The organism is Streptomyces melanosporofaciens, assembly GCF_900105695.1.
In the GTDB taxonomy this organism is placed as follows: Bacteria; Actinomycetota; Actinomycetes; order Streptomycetales; family Streptomycetaceae; genus Streptomyces; species Streptomyces antimycoticus.
Genome location: NZ_FNST01000002.1, coordinates 8764027 through 8783686, shown reverse-complemented (window position 1 = coordinate 8783686; position 19660 = coordinate 8764027). Strand labels below are relative to the sequence as shown.

Sequence of the window (19660 nt, the reverse complement as noted above, 5' to 3'; positions counted from 1 at the left end):
TCGCGGCGCGGCCGGGCCGGGGGCTCAGATGATCCGGGCGTACTCGCGGAACTCCCAGTCGGTGACGTATCGCCGGAACCTGGCCAGCTCATCCCGTTTGAAGGTGAGGAAGGCGTCCACGAAGGGCTTGCCGAGCACATCGGTGAGCCGGTCGTCGGCTTCGAGGGCGTCGAGTGCCTGGCCCAGGCCGGTCGGCAGCGCGGCGGCGGTGCCCCTGTCGTGGCCTGGGCCGGTCATCGGCGCCGGGGGCTCCTCGGCGGCGGCGATGCCCAGATGGGCCGCGGCGAGCAGACCGGCGATGGCGAGGTAGGGGTTGGCGGTGGCATCCCCGAGGCGCGCTTCCAGACGGGTGGCGCCGCCGCGCTCGGGCGGGATGCGGACCAGGGCGTTGCGGTTGTCCAGGCCCCAGTTGATCAGCCAGGGGGCCGTCGTGTCCGGGCCGAAGCGCTTGTACGAGTTGACGGTGGGATTGAGGAGCGCGGAGAGCGCGGGGGCGTGGGCGAGCACTCCGGCCAGGGCGTGGCGAGCCGTGGCGGACAGGCCGTAGGCGCCCCGGGGCGCGTCGAACACGTTGCGGCCGTCCGCGTCGACGAGGGAGAGGTGGAGATGGAAACCCGAGCCGCCTCCGTCGTTGAACGGCTTGGCCATGAACGTGGCCAACCGGCCCTCCGTATGGGCGAGTTCCTTGATAGCGGCCTTGAAGCGAAAGGCCCGGTCGGCGGCGTCCAGCGCTTCGCAGTGGGTGAGGTTGATCTCGAACTGGCCGCTGTCGAACTCGCGGTTGCCGCCGCTGACGTCGAGCCCGAGGGCGTGCAGCGCGCGGACGGTCCGCAGGAGGTGGCCGTCCGGGTCGCCCTTGCGGCCGGTCGTATAGACGTGGCCCGGGGCGGGGGCGTAGCGCCGCCAGCCGACGGGCGCGGCCGAGTCCGGTTCGAGCAGGACATACTCCAGCTCCGGGCCCACGACCGCGGTCAGGTCCCCGTCGATCAGCAGGCCGATGACCTGACGCAGCAGATCCCGCGGCGATTCGGGCACGGGCAGTCCGGTGGCCGGGTCCCGGACGTCGCCGATGCACTCGGCCACTCCCGGTTCCCACGGCAGTGGGGCGAGCGTGGTGAGGTCGGGGCGTACGAGGATGTCCGGCATACCGGCTTCGAGGCCGCCCGCGATGTGCGAGTGATCGCCCAGTGCGCCCGTGTGATAGACGGCGCGGCTGAAGGCGAGTCCATGGCCGACCGCATGGGGCAGGTGGTGCAGCAGGATGTCCCGGCTGCGGCCGGAGCCCATCATGTCGGGATAGGTGACCCGTACGACGTCGATGCCCTCGGCGGCGAGTGCCTCGGTCCTCTGGCGGACGCGGTCGGCTGTCTCGGCGCTCAATGGTCGCTCCGCAAAAGTTATTTGATGCCAAACGGGAGGGCCCACACGATACGAGGCGGCCGGGCCGTCCACAAGGGATCGCCGCGATGCGGCCAGGGCGCGAACGCCCCGGCGCCCGGCGCACCCGGGGCTACATTTGATCGCGAACGAATGACACGGCGGTCCTTGCCGCCCGCAGCGGAGGAGGATGCCATCGTGCCCGGGCGCCGCCGATCCATCACCGAGACCGAACAGGCCGTCCAGGAACGGCTCGGCGGCTTCGAGTTGCAGCGCGAACAGATGGCCGCCGTCGCCAATATCCACCGCGCCGCCGCGGCCGTCCGCCAGCACCTGGAGAACTCCGTGCTGCGCCCGCACGATCTGACCTGGACCGGGTTCGTGGTGCTGTGGGTGCTGTGGATCTGGGGCGAGGCAGAGACCTGGTCGGTCGCGGAGGAGGCGGGCATCTCCAAGGGGACCCTGACCGGGATCGCGCGCACTCTCGAGTCACGCCACCTGGTGGCCCGCGCGCCCCACCCCGACGACGGCCGGCGCGTCCTGCTCTCGCTGACCCCCGAGGGCGAGGAGCTCATGGAGCGCCTCTTCCCCGCGTTCAACGCCGAGGAGGCGTTCGTCGCCACCCCGCTCAGCGCCGAGGACTGCCTGCGGCTCGCCAACGGGCTGCGCGCCATCGTGGCCCAGCTCGAGGAGCACGGCGAAGAGCGCCGACGGGAGCTGCTCGACGGAAGGGATCTGGCCCCGCGCCGTTCGGGCCGCCGCTCCCGCCAGTGACGCGCCCGCGCCCCGGCACGGCGCCGGCGGCCGAAGGCGGCAACCTTGACCCCGCCTCGTGGCGAAGTTAGCTTGTTTGGGGCCAAACAAGCTGGAGGATCGGGACATGCCCCAACAGCCGGACACCGCTGTGCACGAGGCGCGGATCGCCGGCGTCGCCGTCGACACCCGACACTGGATCGGCGGCCGGCGCGTGGCCTCCGCCGGCACCTTCCCCGACGTCTCGCCGATCGACGGCAGCACCCTGGCCCGCATCGCCCGCGGCGGCCCCGCCGAGGCCGAAGCCGCCGTGGCCGCCGCGAAGGCCGCCTTCCCCGGCTGGGCCGCCACTCCCCGGGCCGAGCGCGCCCGCATCCTCCACGCCATCGCCGACGGGGTGGAAAAGCGCCTCGAAGAGCTGGCGATCGTCGAGACCACCGACAACGGCGCGCTTCTGCGTTCGCACCGCCGGGGTGTGATGCCGCGCGTCGCCCGCAACTTCCGCTTCTTCGCGGAGTGGCTGCTGACACTGGGCCACGAGGACTTCACCACTCACACCGGCGGCCCCGCCGCGCCCGGCCACACCAACCACGTCAGCTGGGACCCGGCGGGCCCCTGTGTGCTGATCACCCCGTGGAACGCCCCGCTGATGCTGGCCACCTGGAAGGTCGCCCCGGCCCTGGCCGCCGGGAACACGGTGATCCTCAAGCCCGCGGAGTGGTCACCGCTGACCGCCTCGCTGCTCGCGGACATCGCGGCCGAGGCGGGACTGCCGCCCGGTGTGCTCAATGTCGTCCAGGGCCACGGGGCCGAGATCGGCGACGACCTCACCTGCCACCCGGACGTCCGCCGGATCAGTTTCACCGGCTCGGTGGCGACCGCCCGGCGCATCGCCGCCTCGGCCGCCCCGAACCTGACCCCGCTGAGCCTGGAACTCGGCGGCAAATCACCGCTGTTGGTCTTCGCGGACGCGGATCTGGAGCTGGCCGTCGACCTGGCCGTGGAGCAGTTCGACAACGCCGGGCAGGTGTGTCTGGCCGCCACCCGCCTCCTCGTCGAGGAGTCGATCGCCGACGAGTTCACCGAGCGCTTCGTGGCGAAGGCCTCCCGGTTGCGGCAGGGCGATCCGCGCGAGGAGGCCACCGACATCGGGCCCACCATCCACCCCCGCCAGATCGAGCGGATCGACGGCTTTGTGCGGCGGGCGGTCGCGGCCGGCGCCCACGTGGTCTTCGGCGGCGGCTCCCACTCCCGGCTCGGCGGTCTGTACTACCGGCCCACCCTCCTGACCGATGTCGCCCAGGACGCGGAGGTCGTCCAGGAGGAGATCTTCGGCCCGGTGCTGACCCTGCAGACCTTCGTGGACGAGTCGGAGGCGATCCACCTCGCCAATGACACCCGCTTCGGGCTGGCCGCCACCGTCGCCACCGGCGACCACCTGCGGGCCGAGCGCGTCACCGCCCAACTGGTGGCGGGCACGGTCTGGGTCAACTGCTTCTTCGTACGCGATCTGCGGGCGCCCTTCGGCGGCTCCCGCCTCTCCGGCGTCGGCCGCGAGGGCGGCACCTGGAGCTTCGACTTCTACTGCGACCTGAAGAACCGCGTGCTGGCCCCGAAGGGATTCCACGACCATGGGTGAGATCGTCGGGGCGGGTCTGCTCGCCCATGTCCCCACCATCGTGCTCCCGGAGGAGACCCGGCGCGCGCTCAACGACGGCAAGGAGATCACCCTCGTCACCGGTCTCCGGCAGCTCCGCGAGGACGTCTTCGCACGCGACGACTACGACACCGTCGTCGTCCTGGACTCCCACTGGGCCACCACGGTCGAGTTCGTCGTGACGGCCCAGCCGCGGCGTGCCGGGCTGTACACCTCCGAGGAACTGCCGCGAGGCATGTGCCGGATGCCGTACGACTTCCCCGGCGACCCCGAACTCGCCCACGCCATCGCACACTTCGCCGACGCACACGCCACCTTCATCACCGCGATCGACGACGCCTGTCTGCCGATCCAGTACGCCACCGTCAACCTGTGGAAGTTCCTGGGCGAGGGCCTGCCCGGCAAGCGGTGGATGTCGATCGGGGTCTGTCAGACCGGCGACATGGAGGACCACCTCCGGCTGGGCCGGGCGCTCGCCGACGGCATCGCCGCCACCCCCGGCCGCCGCGTCCTCCTGATCGCCTCCGGCGCCCTCTCGCACACCTTCTGGCCGCTGCGCGAGATCCGGGACCACGAGTCCAGCGACCCGCGCCATGTCTTCACCCCCGAGGCGCGGGCGGCCGACGAGGAACGCATCGCCTGGTTCAAGGAGGGCCGCCACGACAAGGTCCTCGACACCATGGACACGTTCCGGACCTACCGGCCCGAGGCGAAGTTCTTCCACTATCTGATGATGGCCGGTGCGCTCGGCGACCGGGCGTGTGTCGCCCGGGCCCGCCAGTACGGCGCGTACGAGAACGCCGTCGGCACCGGCCAGGCCCACCTCTGGTTCGACCGCCCGGCCGACGGCTGGACCGGCCCCGGCTCGCCCGCCTCCGCCACCGTGCCCGCCCCGCACCGCCCCGTCTGAGGAGAGCCGACATGCCCGAGTACCGCCGCATCCTCCTCGACGGCGCCGTGGTGGAGACCGTCCGCGAGGGCGACGCACTCGTCACCGGCGACGGTCGCCGCGTCGCGGCCCAGGAGGCCCGGCATCTGCCGCCCGTGGTCCCCTCCAAGGTGATCGCCGTCCATCTCAACCACCTCAGCCGCGTCGCCGAGTTCCAGAGCCGGCTCCCCGCGGCCCCCACGTACTTCCACAAGCCGACCTCGGCGCTCAACTCCCACCAGGGGGCCGTCGTGCGCCCCGAGGGCTGCAAGTGGCTCAACTACGAGGGCGAGATCGCCATCGTCATCGGGAAGACCACCCGGAACGTCGCGCCTGAGCAGGCGGCGGAGCACATCGCCGGTTACACGATCGCCAATGACTACGGTCTGCACGACTTCCGGGACACCGACGCCGGTTCGATGCTCCGCGTCAAGGGGTCCGACACCCTGTGCCCGCTGGGGCCGGGGCTGGTCACCGACTGGGACTTCCGCGGCAAATACCTGCGCACCTATGTCAACGGCAGGCTGGCGCAGGACGGCTCCACCGACGAGATGAAGTGGGACATGCACTACCTCGTCGCCGACATCGCCCGCACCATCACGCTCCATCCCGGCGACGTCCTGCTCTCCGGGACACCCGCCAACTCCCGCCCCGTACAGCCCGGCGACGTCGTGGAGGTGGAGGTGGAGGGCCTGGGCCGGCTCACCAACCACATCGTCACCGGCCCGGCCCCCATCCGCACCGACGTCGGTGCTCAGCCCACCGAGTCGGAGGAGGTCCGGTCCACCGCCCTCGGCGGCGACTGGGAGTTCCGCGGCATCCGCCCGCCCGAGCGGCCCTGAACCACGGCTCGTCGTGACCGACTCGTCCGGACCAACTCGTCGTACCAAGGAGTGGACCCCATGGATCTGAACGGCTGGCTCGCCGCGGCGCTGGCGTCGAACGCCGATTGGGCGAAGACCTTCGGCCCCTACCAGGCCCATCCGGCGCTGGCGGTCGACGACGACCGGTTCGCCGCGGCGTTCGAGGTCTTCACCGAGCGGCTCAAGGACAACTACCCCTTCTTCCACCCCCGTTACGCGGGCCAGATGCTCAAGCCACCGCATCCGGCGGCGGTCGTGGGCTACCTCACGGCGATGCTGATCAACCCCAACAACCACGCCCTGGACGGCGGCCCGGCCACCGCCGAGATGGAGCGGGAGGCCGTCCAGCAGCTCGCCACGATGTTCGGCTATGACACCCACCTCGGGCACCTGACCACCAGCGGCACCATCGCCAACCTCGAGGCGCTCTTCGTGGCGCGCGAACTGCACCCCGGCAAGGGCGTCGCCTACAGCACCGAGGCGCATTACACCCACGGCCGGATGTGCGGTGTCCTGGGCGTGGAGGGCCATCCGGTCCCGGTCGACGACCTCGGCCGCATCGACCTCGACGCGCTGGAGAGCCTTCTGCGGACCGGCACCGTCGGCACCGTCGTGCTCACCGCCGGGACCACCGGGCTCGGCGCCGTCGAACCGATCCACGAGGCGCCGGCCCTGCGCGAGCGTTACGGTGTGCGGATCCACGTCGACGCCGCCTACGGCGGTTTCTTCACCCTGCTGGCCGGGGCGGAGGGCCCCGAGGGCCTGCCCGAGGAGCCGTGGCGGGCCATCGCCGAGGCCGATTCCATCGTCGTGGACCCGCATAAACACGGCCTCCAGCCATACGGCTGCGGCGCCGTTCTGTTCCGTGACCCCTCGGTCGGCCGGTTCTATCTGCACGACTCGCCGTACACCTACTTCACCTCCGAGGAGCTGCACCTCGGCGAGATCAGCCTGGAGTGTTCGCGCGCGGGCGCGGCGGCCGCCGCCCTGTGGCTCACCTTCCAGCTGATACCGCCCACGCGCGAGGGGCTGGGGCAGTCGCTCGCGGCGGGCCGGCGCGCGGCACTGCGCTGGGCCGAACTCATCGAGGCTTCCGAGCACGTGGAGCTGTACCAGGCCCCGGAACTGGACATCGTCAGCTATTTCCCGGTGACCGAGGCCGGCACGCTGTCGCAGATCGACGCGTCCAGCGCCCGGATTCTGCGGGAGGGGATGTCGGACGACGACCCCGTCTTCGTGAGCACGCTCCGCCTCGGCGCCGATCGGCTGACGGCCCTCCATCCGAAGCTCGTCCGGGACGCGGACGGTGCGCGCATCCTGCGCAGTGTGCTGATGAAGCCGGAGTCCGAGAGCTACGTCGACCAGCTCCACGCCCGCCTGGAGCGGCTCGCACGTGGATGACGGTCACCCCCAGCTCATCCGCGTCAGGAGCGTGACGGCATGACCGGCGTCCATGGCTACTTCCCGCCCAAGAGCGCCACCGGCGCCTCGTCCCTCATCCCCTCCCCACCGTGGCACTACTCCGGCGACCTGCTCACCATCGAGTACCGCACCGACCCGGCGCGGGTGCGCGAGCTGCTGCCCGAGCCGTTGGAGCCGGCCGCCGAGGATCCGGGAGCGGTCGCGCTGATCTGGGCCGACTGGCAGTCCTGCGCGACCGGTGGGCGGGAGCTGCTGGACCCGGTGCTCTCCCAGTACAAGGAGACCTTCGCGGTCGTCCGCTGTGCGTACCGGGGCCGGACGTACTCCCGCTGTGTCTATATCTGGGTCGACAAGGACTTCGCGATCGCCCGCGGACTGCACCAGGGCTATCCGAAGAAGCTCGGCTCGATCCATCAGACCCGCCCCCATCCGTACGGGCCAGCCCCGCGCATCGAGGCGGGCGCCCGGTTCGGCGCGACCCTCGCCGCGGCCGACCGGCGCCTCGCCCAGGCCGTGGTGACCCTGCGCGAGCCGTCCGAGACCGGCGGCTTCGTCAACGGCCACCCCATGGCCCACCACCGCTGGCTGCCCTCGATCGAGAACGGCAGGGGGCTCGCCCTCGACGAGCTGGTCGAGTCCGGCGCCGCCTCCTTCGAGGGCGGGCGGCCGTGGGTCGGCGACGCCGAGCTGGAGCTGTTCGAGGCGCCCACCGAGGAGCTGGCCCGGCTGGAGATCCGCGAGCCGATCGCCGCGTACTACCGCCAGGTCGGCGTGGTCTGGGACGGCGGCCGGCTGCTGGAGTCCGGCACCTCCAGCGCCCGGTAGAAACCCCGTCTGCGACGATCTCCGCGTGGACTACCCGAACGACCAGGCCCCCGGTGCCCCCGTCCGCTCCGGCATCCCGGAGCGGCCCGTGGTCAGGCGGGGTGTACCAGATACGTGGCGCCCGCGTTCGCGGTGAAGGCCGTGACCCCCGGCTCCGGGCGGGTCGTGGGCACGGCCGCGCCCCCGGAGGTCACCCGCACCTCCTTCGCCGTGCGCAGCCGCGCCGGGCCTCCGGCCCGGGCCCGCAGCGCGGCCTCGCCCAGCGCTCCGCCCCGCCAGCTGATGTCCACCTCGAAACCGCCTCGCGCCAGCAGGCCCCGCACACTTCCGTCCGGCAGCTGCGACGGGAGGGCGGGCAGCAGATGCAGCTCGTCGTGCTGGCTCTGCAGCAGCCATTCGGTCACTCCGGCGCAGGCGCCGAAGTTGCCGTCGATCTGGAACGGCGGATGCAGGTCGAAGAGGTTGGGGGCGGTGCGCTCGGGGGTGAGCAGATCGGCGAGCAGCTTGTACGAACGGTCGCCCTCCTGAAGCCGCGCCCAGAAGTTGACCTTCCAGGCGAGCGACCATCCGGTGCCCGCGTCACCGCGTTGCACCAAGGTGGTGCGCGCCGCGGTGAAGAGCTCCGGGGTGCGGGTCCGGCTGATCTGGTTGCTCGGATGCAGCCCGTACAGATGGGAGACATGGCGGTGCTGCTGCTCGGGGGCGCCCGCGTCCCAGTCCTGCTGCCACTCCTGGAGCTGGCCCCGCGCGCCGACCTTCATGGGGGCGAGCCGTCCGCGCGCGGCGAGCACCTGGTCCCGGAAGGCGGCGTCGGTGCCGAGGACGTCGGCGGCCGAGGCCACGGCGCCGAACAGGTCGCGCAGCAACTGCATGTCCATCGTCGGCCCGGCGCACAGCGAGCCGCCGCCTCCGCTGTGGTGGGCGTTCTCCGGGGAGACCGACGGGCAGGTGACCAGCGCGCCCGTGGCCGGGTCGGTCACCAGCGCGTCGAGGAAGAACTGGGCGGCGCCCCTGAGCACCGGGTAGCGCGCCCGCAGTTTCGCCGTGTCGCGGGTGTACCGGTAGTGCTCCCAGATGGCCATGGACAGCCAGGCGCCGCCCATCGGCCACATGCCCCAGAAGGCGCCGTCCACGGGCGCCGTGCCGCGCCAGGCGTCGGTGTTGTGGTGGGTGACCCAGCCGTTCGCGCCGTACTGGGTGCGCGCCGTCGACCGCCCGGCCACGGCCAGCTCGTCGAGCAGGGCGAAGACCGGTTCCCAGCACTCCAGGAGGTTGGCGGGGGCGGCCGGCCAGTAGTTCATCTCCGTATTGATGTTGATGGTGTACTTCGAGCCCCAGGGCGGGCTCGTGAGGTCGTTCCAGATGCCCTGCAGATTGGCGGGCTGGGTGCCGGGGCGGGATGCGGCGATGAGCAGGTAGCGGCCGTACTGGAAGTGCAGCTCGACCAGTTGCGGATCGCCGCCGGAGCCGAAGCGGGAGACGCGTTCGTCGGTGGGCAGGGCCGCCGCGTCGCTGCTGCCCACGTCCAGCGAGGTACGGCGGAACAGCGCGCGGTGGTCCTCGACGTGGCGGCTGCGCAGCTGTCCGTACGGGCGGCTCGCCGCCGGGTTGAGGTGTCCGGCCGCCTGGCCCGCCGCGTCACCGCTCGCGTTCTCCCAGTTCACATAGGTGGTGCCGATGGCGACCAGGACGGTCGCCGCGTCGGCTCCCCGGACGGTGACGGTTCCGCCCGCGCTGGTGGTGGTGCCGCCCTCGGCGAGCACCCGCACCAGCGCGCGGAACCCCACCGCGCCGGTCACCCCGCCCGTGGCGTCCCCCGTTCCGTCGAGCGCGGCGGTGAGGGGATCGGGCGAGGACAGGGAGGTGTGCAACGGGCTCTCGAACGTGGCACCGAAGGACAGGGCGCCCTTCTTCGACGCGGACAGCCGGACGACGATGACGCGGTCGGGAGCGCTGGCGAACGCCTCGCGGGTGAACGTCACTCCGTCGCGGGTGTACGTGGTGGTGGCCACCGCCGAATCCAGGTCCAGCTCCCGGCGGTAGCCGGTCACCCTGCCGGCCGTCGGCAGGCTCAGCAGGAGGCTGCCGACGGTCTGGTACTGCGCCTGGCCGCCGGGCACCCCCAGGAAGTCGGAGTTGATCAGCGTCTCGGCCTCGGGCCACTTTCCGTCGAAGACGAGCTGCCGGATGCGGGGCAGGGCGGCCAGGCCCTTGTGGTTGTCGTAGCTGTGCGGCCCGCCCGCCCAGAGGGTGTCCGCGTTGAGCTGCAGCCGCTCGGTCTCCGTGGCCCCGAACACCATCGCGCCGAGCCGCCCGTTGCCCAGTGGCAGGGCGCTCAGCCAGTCGGCGGCGGGCTCGCGGTACCACAGCGCCAGCGGCCGGTCCGCCTTCTCGCGCCCGGCGGGCTCCGCCGCGTGGGCCGTCCCGGCGGGCAGGCCGGCGGCCGCGAGGCCCGTGGTGGTCGTGGCGGCGAGGGCCATGAACTGTCGGCGCGGGACATCAGGGGTCACTGCGACTCCAGGAAAGGGTGAGTGGGGTCTGCCTCGATCCCGGATACCTCGTTCCGGGATCTGCCTCGTTCCGGGTCCGGTCAGCGGCCGTGACCGGTCGTAGGCAGGCCCATGGCGTAGGTGATGCCACCGAGGAGGTGCCGCCGGAAGGCGGGCTCGGCGTAGGACTCCTTGGTGTGGCCGAGGCCGGTGTAGAAGGCCCGGCCGCCCTTGTACGTCTGGTACCAGCTGATGGGGTGGTCCCCGTTCATGGTGCCGCCGGTGTACGAGGACTCGTCCAGCGCGGCGAGCACGTGCACGGTGGCCGTATCGCGGGGGTTGGTGCGGTAGTTGTACCACTCGTCGGTGCGCACCCAGGTGTCCCCGAGGTGGCCCGTCGCCGGGTGGGCGTGGTCCTCGACCTTTATCGTGGCCTGCTGGATCGCCGGGTGGGACTGGAACCACGCACCGCACAGCCCGCCGTAGAACGGCCAGTCGTACTCGGTGTCGGCGGCGGCGTGCACCCCCGCGTAGCCGCCGCCCGCCGCGACATAGCCCTCGAAGGCCGTCTGCCCGCCCGTGTCGAGGACGTCGCCGGTGGTGGACAGGAAGACCACCGCGGCGTAGCGGGCGAGGTTGCCGGGGGTGAAGGCGGCGGCGTCCTCGGTGGCGTCGACGGCGAAGCCGCTCTGCGCGCCCAGGTTCGTGATGGTGGCGATGCCGTCGGGGATGGAGTCGTGGCGGAAGCCCGCCGTCCTGGAGAACACCAGCACCCGGCCCGCCCTCGGCCGGCTGCGGGCGGACGTGGCCCAGGCGGGCGCGGACGCCGCGCCGGTGAGCAGCAGGGCACCGGCCGCGGCCTTGACCATGGTGCGGCGCTGGGTGGGGGCGGGCAGATCGGGACGATTCCTGTGCACGGGGAACCTCCGGGGAGAAGTCTGATTCTCAAAGGGGGTTGGGCACAGGCGCGCGCCGTCGCGCCTAGGGCGCCGCACGGACACGAGCCTCGGTGAGGGGAGGGGCTGCCTCCGTGGGCGTAAGGGGACCGTACCGAGTCGGCCCCACTTTGCAAAGCCCGTTGACAAAAAGCTCTGGCCGCCATCCGTCACCGCCTCGTGGGCGCGGGACGGCCCGCCAGCCGGGGTGTGAACGTGGCGTGGAAGATGGTCGACGCGGCGCCGACGGCGGCGGCCTCGCGGCTGAGCACGGACCGCTCCACATCGACCCGGCGCAGCCGTCTGGCGGTCGGGAAGTCGTTGACAATACGGGATATCTCGGCCGTGTAGAGGTCGGCGACCCCGTCGGTGAAGAACGGCCCGCCGAGCACGACCAGGTCGATGTCCAGCAGGTCCACCAGGGACAGGGCGCCCCTGCCGATCGCCCCGGCCACCAGGCGCACGGCCTTCTCGGCGACCGGGTCGCCGGCCCCGGCCGCCGCGCTCACCACCCGGTGGGCCTCGCGCGGGTCGTGCGCGGCGCGCGGGCCGAGGACCATGCCGAGCCGGGCGGCCGTCTCGGGGATGGACACCGGCGGATTGCACTCGGGCAGGATCTCCGGCCGTCCGTCCGCGTCGACCCGTTCCAGGGCCACCGCGCACAGCTGGCCGAACTCCCCCGCGTTGGCGCTGACTCCGCGGTGGATGTCGCCGCCCAGGAACAGCCCGGCGCCGACCCCGGTGCCCAGGTACAGATACACGAAGTCGCGGGCGCGCCGGTTGCGCCCGATCCACCGCTCCCCGATGGCCGCGGCCGAGGAGTCCTTCTCCATGACGATGGGGCAGCGGAAGCGGTCCTTGAGCATGTAGAGCAGTGGCACATCCCGCCACACCGACAGCAGCGGCGGGTCGAGGACGGTGCCGGAGGCCACGTCGACGGGGCCTGGGGTGGCCACGCCGATGCCGAGGAATCCCCCGGGCCGCACCGCGCCACCGGCGGCGGACAGGACCCCGCGGCCCAGCCGGGCGATGTGGTCGACGAGCTGGTCCGGGCTCGCGGTCTGCGCGACGGGTTCCGTACGGCTGCGCACGATGGCGCCGTCGAGGTCGACCACGACCGCCGTCAGCACCTCGGGGTCGACATGGATGCCCAGGGCGTGCCCGGCGTCACCGCGCAGCCGCACCGGGGTGCGCGGCTTGCCGGAGGTGGCCTGCCGCCGGTCGTCCTCGACCAGGATGCCGCGGTGCAGCAGCGAGCGGGAGATCCGGGAGACCGACTGCTGGGTGAGGCCGGTGCGGTGCGAGATCTCGCCGCGGGTGATGGTCCCGGCCAGCCGTACCGCCTCGATGACCACGCACTCGTTGAACGAGCCGAGGTCGATCTGGTTCGCGCCGCCCCAGGACTCGCGGCGCTGCTCGCCACCGGCCCGGGAGGCGCCGGCGAAGTGGGTGGCGATGGGTTCCCGGAGCCAGCGCACGGGCTGCCGCTCGCGGACGGTGCCGGGCCGGTCCGCGTAGTGCGTGAGGGCGGCGGCCAGGTCGAGGTAGACGCGGTGCGAGGACTCCGGGTGCCGGGTGCAGTCCAGGCCGACCATGGCCCGCAGGAAGGTGCGCCAGGTGGTGCGCACCGGAAGCGCGTGGTGGACCACCCCGCTTCGGGCACACCGCTGGGACGACGGCCCGCCCTCCCCCGTGTCCCACAGGGTGATGGCGTGCAGCGAGGCGCCGGGGTGGCGGCGCCGGGCCTCGGCCAGGTATCCGGCCAGCCGGTCCTGGCCACGCCGCTCCCCCGGCGCCGGGGACGGCGGGACCTTCAGCGCGGCCTCCACCGCCGCGTCGACGGCGGCGATGACATCGGCACCGGGGCAGGCGCCCGGCGAGGCGCCGGGGTGGCGCTCGGGGGCGGCCGGGCGGGTGCCGACGAGCAGCAGCGCCCGGTGGGTGTCCAGATACAGGCCGAGCACCCACACCTCGGCCTGCGGGAGCGGGGGGCGGGTGGGCACGGCGGGGACGGTGGCGTTGCCGGGCGTGACCCGCCAGCGCTGGCGGATCGCGGCGACGGCCGCGTGGCTGTAGCCGAGTTCGCGGGCGACCGCGCGGGAGGCGCCGCCGCCGTCGGGTGCCAGCACCGTACGGGTGATGACCTCGGCCTCGTCGATGATGCTGGGCCGCCCGGGCCGTGGGCGCTCCCGCAGGCCCGCCACGCCGGAGGCGTCGAAGCGCTGCCGCCAGTTGCCCACCGTCTGCCGGGAGACCTCGAGCCGCCGGGCGATCTCGGCGTTGCGCAGCCCCTGGGCGGCGAGCAGGACGACGGCGGCGCGGACGGCGCGCGAACCGCCCTCCGCCACCCAGTGCTGCAGCAGCCTGCGGTCCTCCGCGGGCAGTCCCGAGGCGTCCTGGTACGGCGGGTTCACGACGCCCCGCGCGCCAGCCGGAGGGTCAGGATCTGGAACGGGCGCAAGGCCAGGTCCAACACGCCCTGGGCGTGGGCCAGTTCGCCCGTGGGCTTCTCCATCAGGTCGGTCACCTGAACGCGTTCGACGGCGAATCCGGCGGCCAGGGTGGTGCGCACCCGGCCGCCTCGCGACTCGTAGAGCCGGACCACGACGTCGCCGGAGCGGTCGTCGGCCAGCTTGACCGCCTCCACCACGACGCCCGGATCGCCCACCGCGACCAGCGGCGGCCCGGTGAGCCGGGGTGCGGCGGGGCGCAGCGGGAGGCTGAACGCGTATCCCCCGGCCACGGCGTCGCCGATGTCGGCGCCGGGGCACAGCGCGTAGCGGAAGCGGTGCCGGCCCCGGTCGGCATGGGGGTCGGGGCTGTGCGGGCCGCGCAGCAGGGTGAGCCGGAGGGTCGTGGTCGTTCCGCCGTCCTCGCGGGTGAGGCGGCTGACGTCGTGCCCGTAGGTGGAGTCGGTGAGCAGGGCCGCGCCCCAGCCGTGTTCGCCGATGTGGATCCAGCGGTGCGCCCACGCCTCGAAGCGGGCGGCGTCCCAGCTGGTGTTCTCGTGGGTGGGCCGCTCGACATGGCCGAACTGGATCTCGGACGCGACGCGTTCGGCGTGCACGTCCAGGGGCCAGGCGGCCTTGAGGACGGTGTCCTCCTCCCGCCAGTCGATGTCCGTGTCGACCTCCAGGGTCCGGCTGCCCGCGGCCAGGCTGAGGCGCTGCACGACGACGGACCGGCCGGTGGTGCGCTCCAGGCGCACACAGGCCAGCAGCGGGCCCTCGTCGTCGAGCCGGACGGCGGTCGCGGTGTCCAGGTCGCGGTGGACGTTGCGGTACTGGGCGTCCAGGTTCCAGGCGCTCCAGCGCACCGGATCGTCGGGGTGGAGCTGCAGCAGGTTTCCGGCGCCACCGGGCGCGATGGCCTCCCTGCCGCGGTCGTGGTCGTACACGGAGCGGACCAGCCCGTCGCGGTCGATATGGACCGTCAGCGCACCGTTGTCCAGGACGTATCCGCCCCCGTCGGCGGGACGGGCGGTGACCGGCGCCCGGTCGGTGATGCCGGTGCCGAGGACGGCGGCGCCGAGCGCGGGGGCCTGGGCGAGCACGGCGTACCGGCCGTCGGACAGCTTCTGCACCGGGCCGCCTGCGGCGGGCGGCGTATCCAGGCGGACCACCTCGCACCGCGCGTGCGGGGCGGCGTTGAGGACGGCGAGTGGTTCCGTGGTGTCCGGGGTGCCCGCGGCGCGGGCCACGATCCGCTCCAGGCCGCGGTGGATGGCACGGTACGTCTGCTCGGCCTGCTGGTGGACCCAGGAGATGGAGGTGCCGGGGAGGATGTCGTGGAACTGGTGGAGCAGCACCTGCTTCCACAGCGCGTCGAGCGTCTCGTACGGATAGGGCTCGCCGGTGCGGACGGCGGCGGTCGCCGCCCACAGCTCGGCCTCGCGCAGCAGCGCCTCGCTGCGCCGGTTCCCGCGCTTGGTGCGGGCCTGGCTGGTGTAGGTGCCGCGGTGGGTCTCCAGATACAGCTCGCCGCGCCACACGGGCGCGTCGGGGTACTCCTCGCGGGCCTCGCGGAAGAAGTCCGACGGCGACTGGACGCCGACCCGTGGCGAGCCTTCGAGGTCGGCCAGGCGCCGGGCCTTCTCCAGCATCTCGCGGGTGGGCCCGCCCCCGCCGTCGCCGAAGCCGAAGGGGGCCAGGGAGCGGGTGCCCGCGCCCTTCTCGGCGTACGTGGCGACGGCGTGGGCCAGCTCGGCGCCGGACAGGGTGGCGTTGTAGGTGTCCACGGGCGGGAAGTGGGTGAAGATCCGGGTGCCGTCGATGCCCTCCCACCAGAAGGTGTGGTGGGGCAGCTTGTTGGTCTCGTTCCAGGACAGCTTCTGGGTGAGGAACCAGCGGGCGCCCGCGAGCGCGGCGAGCTGCGGGTAGGCGGCGGTGTAGCCGAAGGAGTCGGGCAGCCAGACGCCGTCGGTCTCCACGCCGAGCTCCTGGGAGAAGAAGCGGCGGCCGTGGACGAGCTGACGCGCCAGGGCCTCGCCGCCGGGCAGATTGCCGTCGGCCTCGACCCACATGCCACCGACCGGCGCCCAGTTGCCGTCGGCCACCGCCTTCTTGATCCGCTCGAAGACATACGGCTGGTGGTCGCGCATCCAGGCGTAACTCTGGGCGGAGGAGCAGGCGAAGACCAGTTCCGGGTACTCCTCGGCCAGCGAGGCCATGGTGGAGAACGTCCGGGCGCATTTGCGCACGGTCTCGCGCAGCGGCCACAGCCAGGCGGAGTCGATATGGGCGTGTCCCACGGCGGCGATGGTGTGCGCGGAGTCGTGGGCGCGCCGGTCCAGGGCCGGGCGCAGGATCGCGCGGGCCGCCGCGGCGCCCGCGGCGACGCGGCGCGGGGGCACGCTGTCCACGGCCCGCTGGAGCGCGCGCAGGATCTCGTGGCGGCGCGGCAGTCCGAGGGGCAGTTCGCGCATCAGCTCGTCCAGCACCTCCATGTCGTGGAGGAGCTGCCAGACGTCCTCCTCGCGGACCACGAGGTCGGCACGGCGCAGGCGGTACAGGTCCTCCTCGCCCGCCGTGAGCCGGTGGCCGTAGCGGGTGCCGATGCCCGCGCTGCCGACGATGGGCGGATTGGCGGCGGCCTCGACGAGCAGGCACACGCGCTCGCCGCCGACGGCGCGGAGGGTCAGCGGCACCGAGCGGTTGTGGGGGTGCAGGCCCTGCAGCGGGGTGCCGTCGGCGTCGTGGACCAGTCCCTCGGCCTGGCCTCCGGGGCCACGGGAGAGATCGAAGCCGAGGTCGAACAGGGCCTCCACCCGGCGGCCCGCCCAGCGTTCGGGGACCGTGGCGGTGGCGCGGAACCAGGTGGTCGACCACGGGCCGCCCCAGCTGTCACCGGTGACGAACGGCCGGTACTCGGCACGCAGCGCGTCGGCCACCGGCACCGGCTCCCCCGGGATGTGCCAGGCGGCGACCTCCAGCGGGACGCGGTCGCCGTACAGCGCCGGGCGCAGGCGCTCGGCGATGAACTTCGCGATGCGCTCTTCCACGGCGTGGCGGTCGTCGTGCATGGTCGGCCCTTCCTCCTGCCTGCCTCCGGGAAAGTGCGCGTGCCGTTTATGTAAAACCATGTGTGTTATCACGTCAACGCTTCGGCCCAATTACCGTTCCGTTGCCGTGAACAGCGGCTGCGACCTGCAGATTTACTCGGTAAAGGAAGCGGTCCGACGCCCTGTCAGGAGGAAAATAAGCGGCCTTCCATCGACTGTGTCAGATAAGAGAATTGACACCGGAGACAGAAATGCGGCGGGGAGGAGTCGGCGTTCTCCTCCCCGCCGCGTGGGCCGTCCGGCGATTCCCCTCGGGACCTCCGGCGCGGCCCTGCTCGGTCCCGGCTCAGCCGGTGGTGAAGGTGAAGTCGTCCAGGTCGAAGAGGTTGCCCTGGCCGGTGACGCCCTTGAAGACGAAGTAGAGCGTCGTCGTCCCCGAGGGGGCGCCGCCGAGCGTGGCGCTCACGTCCTGGAAGTTCTCCCAGCCACCGGTGGCCGGCACGGTCGCGGTCCCCAGCAGCGTCCCGGTGGGGCTGCCCGCGCGGACCTCGATGGTGCCGCCGGGTCCGCCGGAGGAGATGCGGGCCGTCAGCTTGGTGGCGTTGTTCAGGAGGTACGGCTTGAAGGAGATCCAGTCCCCGTTGTCGGTGAAACCGACCGTCTTGCCACCGTGCGCCGTGGAGTGGCTCGCCTGCTCGATGCCCTGGAAGGCGGTGTAGTGCTCGGCCTGGCGGTGCTTCGGCTGAGCGACATGCTGGGTGTGGGTGGTCAGCGCGGGCTGGCCGCTCGCTCCCTTGTCGGTGTATTCGGCGTCGAAGACCCCGAAGATATTGGCGTTCTCGTCGTGTTCTCCGTCCGCCAGTGTCTGCAGGGCGCCCTCACAGCCGGTGGCCGAGGTGATGGGGTGGGCGTGGCTGTCGTGCCCGAGCAGATGGGTGATCTTCACCTTGGCGCAGTCGATGGTGCCGTCCTCCGGGTCGCTGACCTTGATCCGGAAGGGCACCTTGTCGCCGAAGGTGAACAGCTGGCCGTCGCCGGGCAGTTCCAGGGTGACCGTCGGCGCGGTGTTGCCGACGGTGATGTGGACGCTCGCCGTGCCGGTCAGGCCGCCGGGGTCCCGGGCGGTCAGGGTGGCGGTGTAGGTGCCGTTGGCGGTGTAGGTGTGGGCCGGGTCGGCCTCGGTGGACTTTCCGCCGTCGCCGAAGTCCCAGCTGTAGCTGATGGCGTCGCCGTCGGGGTCGCTGCTGCCGGACGAGGAGAACCTCACCTGGAGCGGGGCCTTGCCCGAGGTCTTGTCGGCCGCCGCCTGGGCGACCGGCGCGCGGCCTCCGACGACGTTCTCGATGCGGTACAGCGCCGAGTTGGCGTCACCCGCGCCCCATCCGGTGCCGTAGTCCAGGACGTACAGCGCGCCGTCCGGGCCGAAGGCCATGTCCATCACCTGGGTGCCGGTCCAGGGGAAGGCGTTGATGGAGCTGACCGTGCCGTCCGCGCCCTGGTCGATCCGCTTGATCCACTTGCGGCCGAACTCCCCGCGAAGAAGTCGCCGTCGTACTCCTGCGGAAACTTCACCGGCGAGTTGAGATTGGCGTCGTAGCGGTAGACCGGTCCGGCCATCGGGGATTCCGAGCCGTTGCCGAACTCGGGCACCGACCCGCCGTCGTAGGGAATCCAGGCGGCCTGGGCCGGGGGCAGGTCGGTGAGGCCGGTGTTGTTCGGCGAGGTGTTCTTCGGCGCGGCGCAGTTGAAGGTGGAGCCGGAGGTGCCGGTGGCGAAGTCGTAGTCGATGTACGGCTGGTTCTTGCCGACGCAGTAGGGCCAGCCGAAGTTGCCCGCCTTGGTGACCCGGGCGAACTCCACCATGCCCTGCGGACCGCGGGTGGAGCTGGCGTTGCCCGCGTCGGGGCCGTAGTCGCCTACGTAGACCACGCCGGTGGCCGCATCGACGCTCATCCGGAACGGGTTGCGGAATCCCATCGCGTAGATCTCGGGGCGGGTCTTGGCGGTACCGGGGGCGAAGAGGTTGCCCGCGGGGATGTCGTACGAGCCGTCCGCCTTGACCTTGATGCGCAGGATCTTGCCGCGCAGGTCGTTGGTGTTGCCCGCGCTGCGCTGGGCGTCGAAGGCCGGATTGCGGCTCGCCCGCTCGTCGATGGGGGTGTAGCCGTCGGAGGCGAAGGGGTTGGAGTCGTCGCCGGTCGACAGGTACAGATTGCCCTGTGCGTCGAAGTCGATGTCGCCGCCGACGTGGCAGCACATGCCGCGGGAGGTCTTGACCTCCAGCACGGTCTTCTCGCTGGCCCGGTCCAGGGTGCCGTCGGTCTTGAGCACGAACCGGGAGAGCCGGTTGACACCGTCGAACTTGGTGAAGTCCGCGGCCGTGCCGTTCTCCGGGGCGTCACCGCCCGGGGTGTTCAGCGGTGGCGCGTAGTAGAGGTAGATGAAGCGGTTGGTACTGAAGCCCGGGTCGACCCCGACGCCCTGCAGCCCCTCCTCGTCGTGGCTGTACACCGGCAGGGTGCCGGCGACCTTGGTGGTGCCTGCGGCGTCGGTGAGCCGCAGGGTGCCGTCGCGCGAGGTGTGCAGCACCGACCGGTCGGGCAACACGGCCAGCGACATCGGCTCACCCGTCTCGGCCACCCCCTTGGCGAGGGTGACCTGCTGGAACACGGGGGCGGCGGCCGTCCGGTCGGGGTCGGGCCCGGCGTCCGCCGCCGGGGCCGTGAGCGTCAGGGTGGCGCCGGTGAGCAGTGTTCCGGTGAACAGCGCGAGGGATCTGCGCAGTCCGAGGCGTTTCCTGTGCACGAAGGTCCTCCGTATGCAGTGGGGATACTCGCGGAAGTGCTGAGCACAGGCGCGCGCCGTCGCGCCGCGGTACGGGCCTTCGGCAGGGTGGAGGGGACCCTTGTGC

10 protein-coding genes and 2 pseudogenes are annotated in these 19660 nt (G+C 72.3%); 6 read left to right on the top strand and 6 right to left on the bottom strand.

All coding sequences use genetic code 11. The features are described from left to right. Positions 1-24: 24 nt before the first annotated feature. Positions 25-1380, bottom strand: coding sequence for a glutamine synthetase family protein (locus BLV72_RS40180; protein ID WP_093468641.1), 1356 nt, complete (start codon positions 1378-1380; stop codon positions 25-27). 195 nt (positions 1381-1575) lie between these two features. Between BLV72_RS40180 and BLV72_RS40175 the strand changes: the two genes are divergently transcribed. From BLV72_RS40175 to BLV72_RS40150, 6 genes are all read left to right on the top strand, one after another. Then, complete coding sequence (locus tag BLV72_RS40175; RefSeq protein ID WP_093468640.1) at positions 1576-2151, top strand: MarR family winged helix-turn-helix transcriptional regulator; 576 nt, start codon at positions 1576-1578, stop codon at positions 2149-2151. Between the two features lie 106 nt (positions 2152-2257). Further along, complete coding sequence (locus BLV72_RS40170; protein WP_093468638.1) at positions 2258-3769, top strand: aldehyde dehydrogenase; 1512 nt, start codon at positions 2258-2260, stop codon at positions 3767-3769. Beyond that, the gene (locus tag BLV72_RS40165; RefSeq protein ID WP_093468637.1) at positions 3762-4697 is read left to right on the top strand and encodes a 3,4-dihydroxyphenylacetate 2,3-dioxygenase; all 936 of its coding nucleotides are present in this window, start codon (positions 3762-3764) and stop codon (positions 4695-4697) included. Before BLV72_RS40170 ends, BLV72_RS40165 begins: the two co-directional genes overlap by 8 nt. 11 nt (positions 4698-4708) lie before the next feature. Then, positions 4709-5557, top strand: a complete 849-nt coding sequence (locus tag BLV72_RS40160) for a fumarylacetoacetate hydrolase family protein (RefSeq protein ID WP_093468635.1) — start codon at positions 4709-4711, stop codon at positions 5555-5557. A 60-nt stretch (positions 5558-5617) separates the two neighbouring features. Continuing rightward, a complete protein-coding gene (locus tag BLV72_RS40155) occupies positions 5618-6979 on the top strand; it encodes a pyridoxal phosphate-dependent decarboxylase family protein (protein WP_093468634.1) in 1362 nt (453 codons plus the stop codon). 39 nt (positions 6980-7018) lie between these two features. Next, positions 7019-7825 carry an acetoacetate decarboxylase family protein gene (locus tag BLV72_RS40150; protein ID WP_093468632.1) on the top strand — a complete coding sequence of 269 codons (807 nt, stop codon included), beginning with the start codon at positions 7019-7021 and terminating at the stop codon, positions 7823-7825. Between the two features lie 92 nt (positions 7826-7917). Here BLV72_RS40150 and BLV72_RS40145 read toward each other — a convergent pair whose 3' ends face one another. The 5 genes and pseudogenes from BLV72_RS40145 to BLV72_RS40125 form a co-directional block, all read right to left on the bottom strand. Further along, complete coding sequence (locus tag BLV72_RS40145; protein WP_425288559.1) at positions 7918-10305, bottom strand: glycoside hydrolase family 95 protein; 2388 nt, start codon at positions 10303-10305, stop codon at positions 7918-7920. A gap of 137 nt (positions 10306-10442) precedes the next feature. Further along, a pseudogene (locus tag BLV72_RS40140) lies at positions 10443-11183 on the bottom strand (ThuA domain-containing protein); the annotation flags it as partial. 236 nt (positions 11184-11419) lie between these two features. Beyond that, a complete protein-coding gene (locus BLV72_RS40135) occupies positions 11420-13663 on the bottom strand; it encodes an ROK family protein (RefSeq protein ID WP_093468629.1) in 2244 nt (747 codons plus the stop codon). Further along, entirely contained in the window at positions 13660-16770 is a 3111-nt protein-coding gene (locus BLV72_RS40130) for an alpha-mannosidase (protein ID WP_093468627.1), read from the bottom strand. Before BLV72_RS40130 ends, BLV72_RS40135 begins: the two co-directional genes overlap by 4 nt. A 325-nt stretch (positions 16771-17095) precedes the next feature. After that, positions 17096-19554, bottom strand: a pseudogene (locus BLV72_RS40125) (PQQ-dependent sugar dehydrogenase). Between the last annotated feature and the right edge of the window lie 106 nt (positions 19555-19660).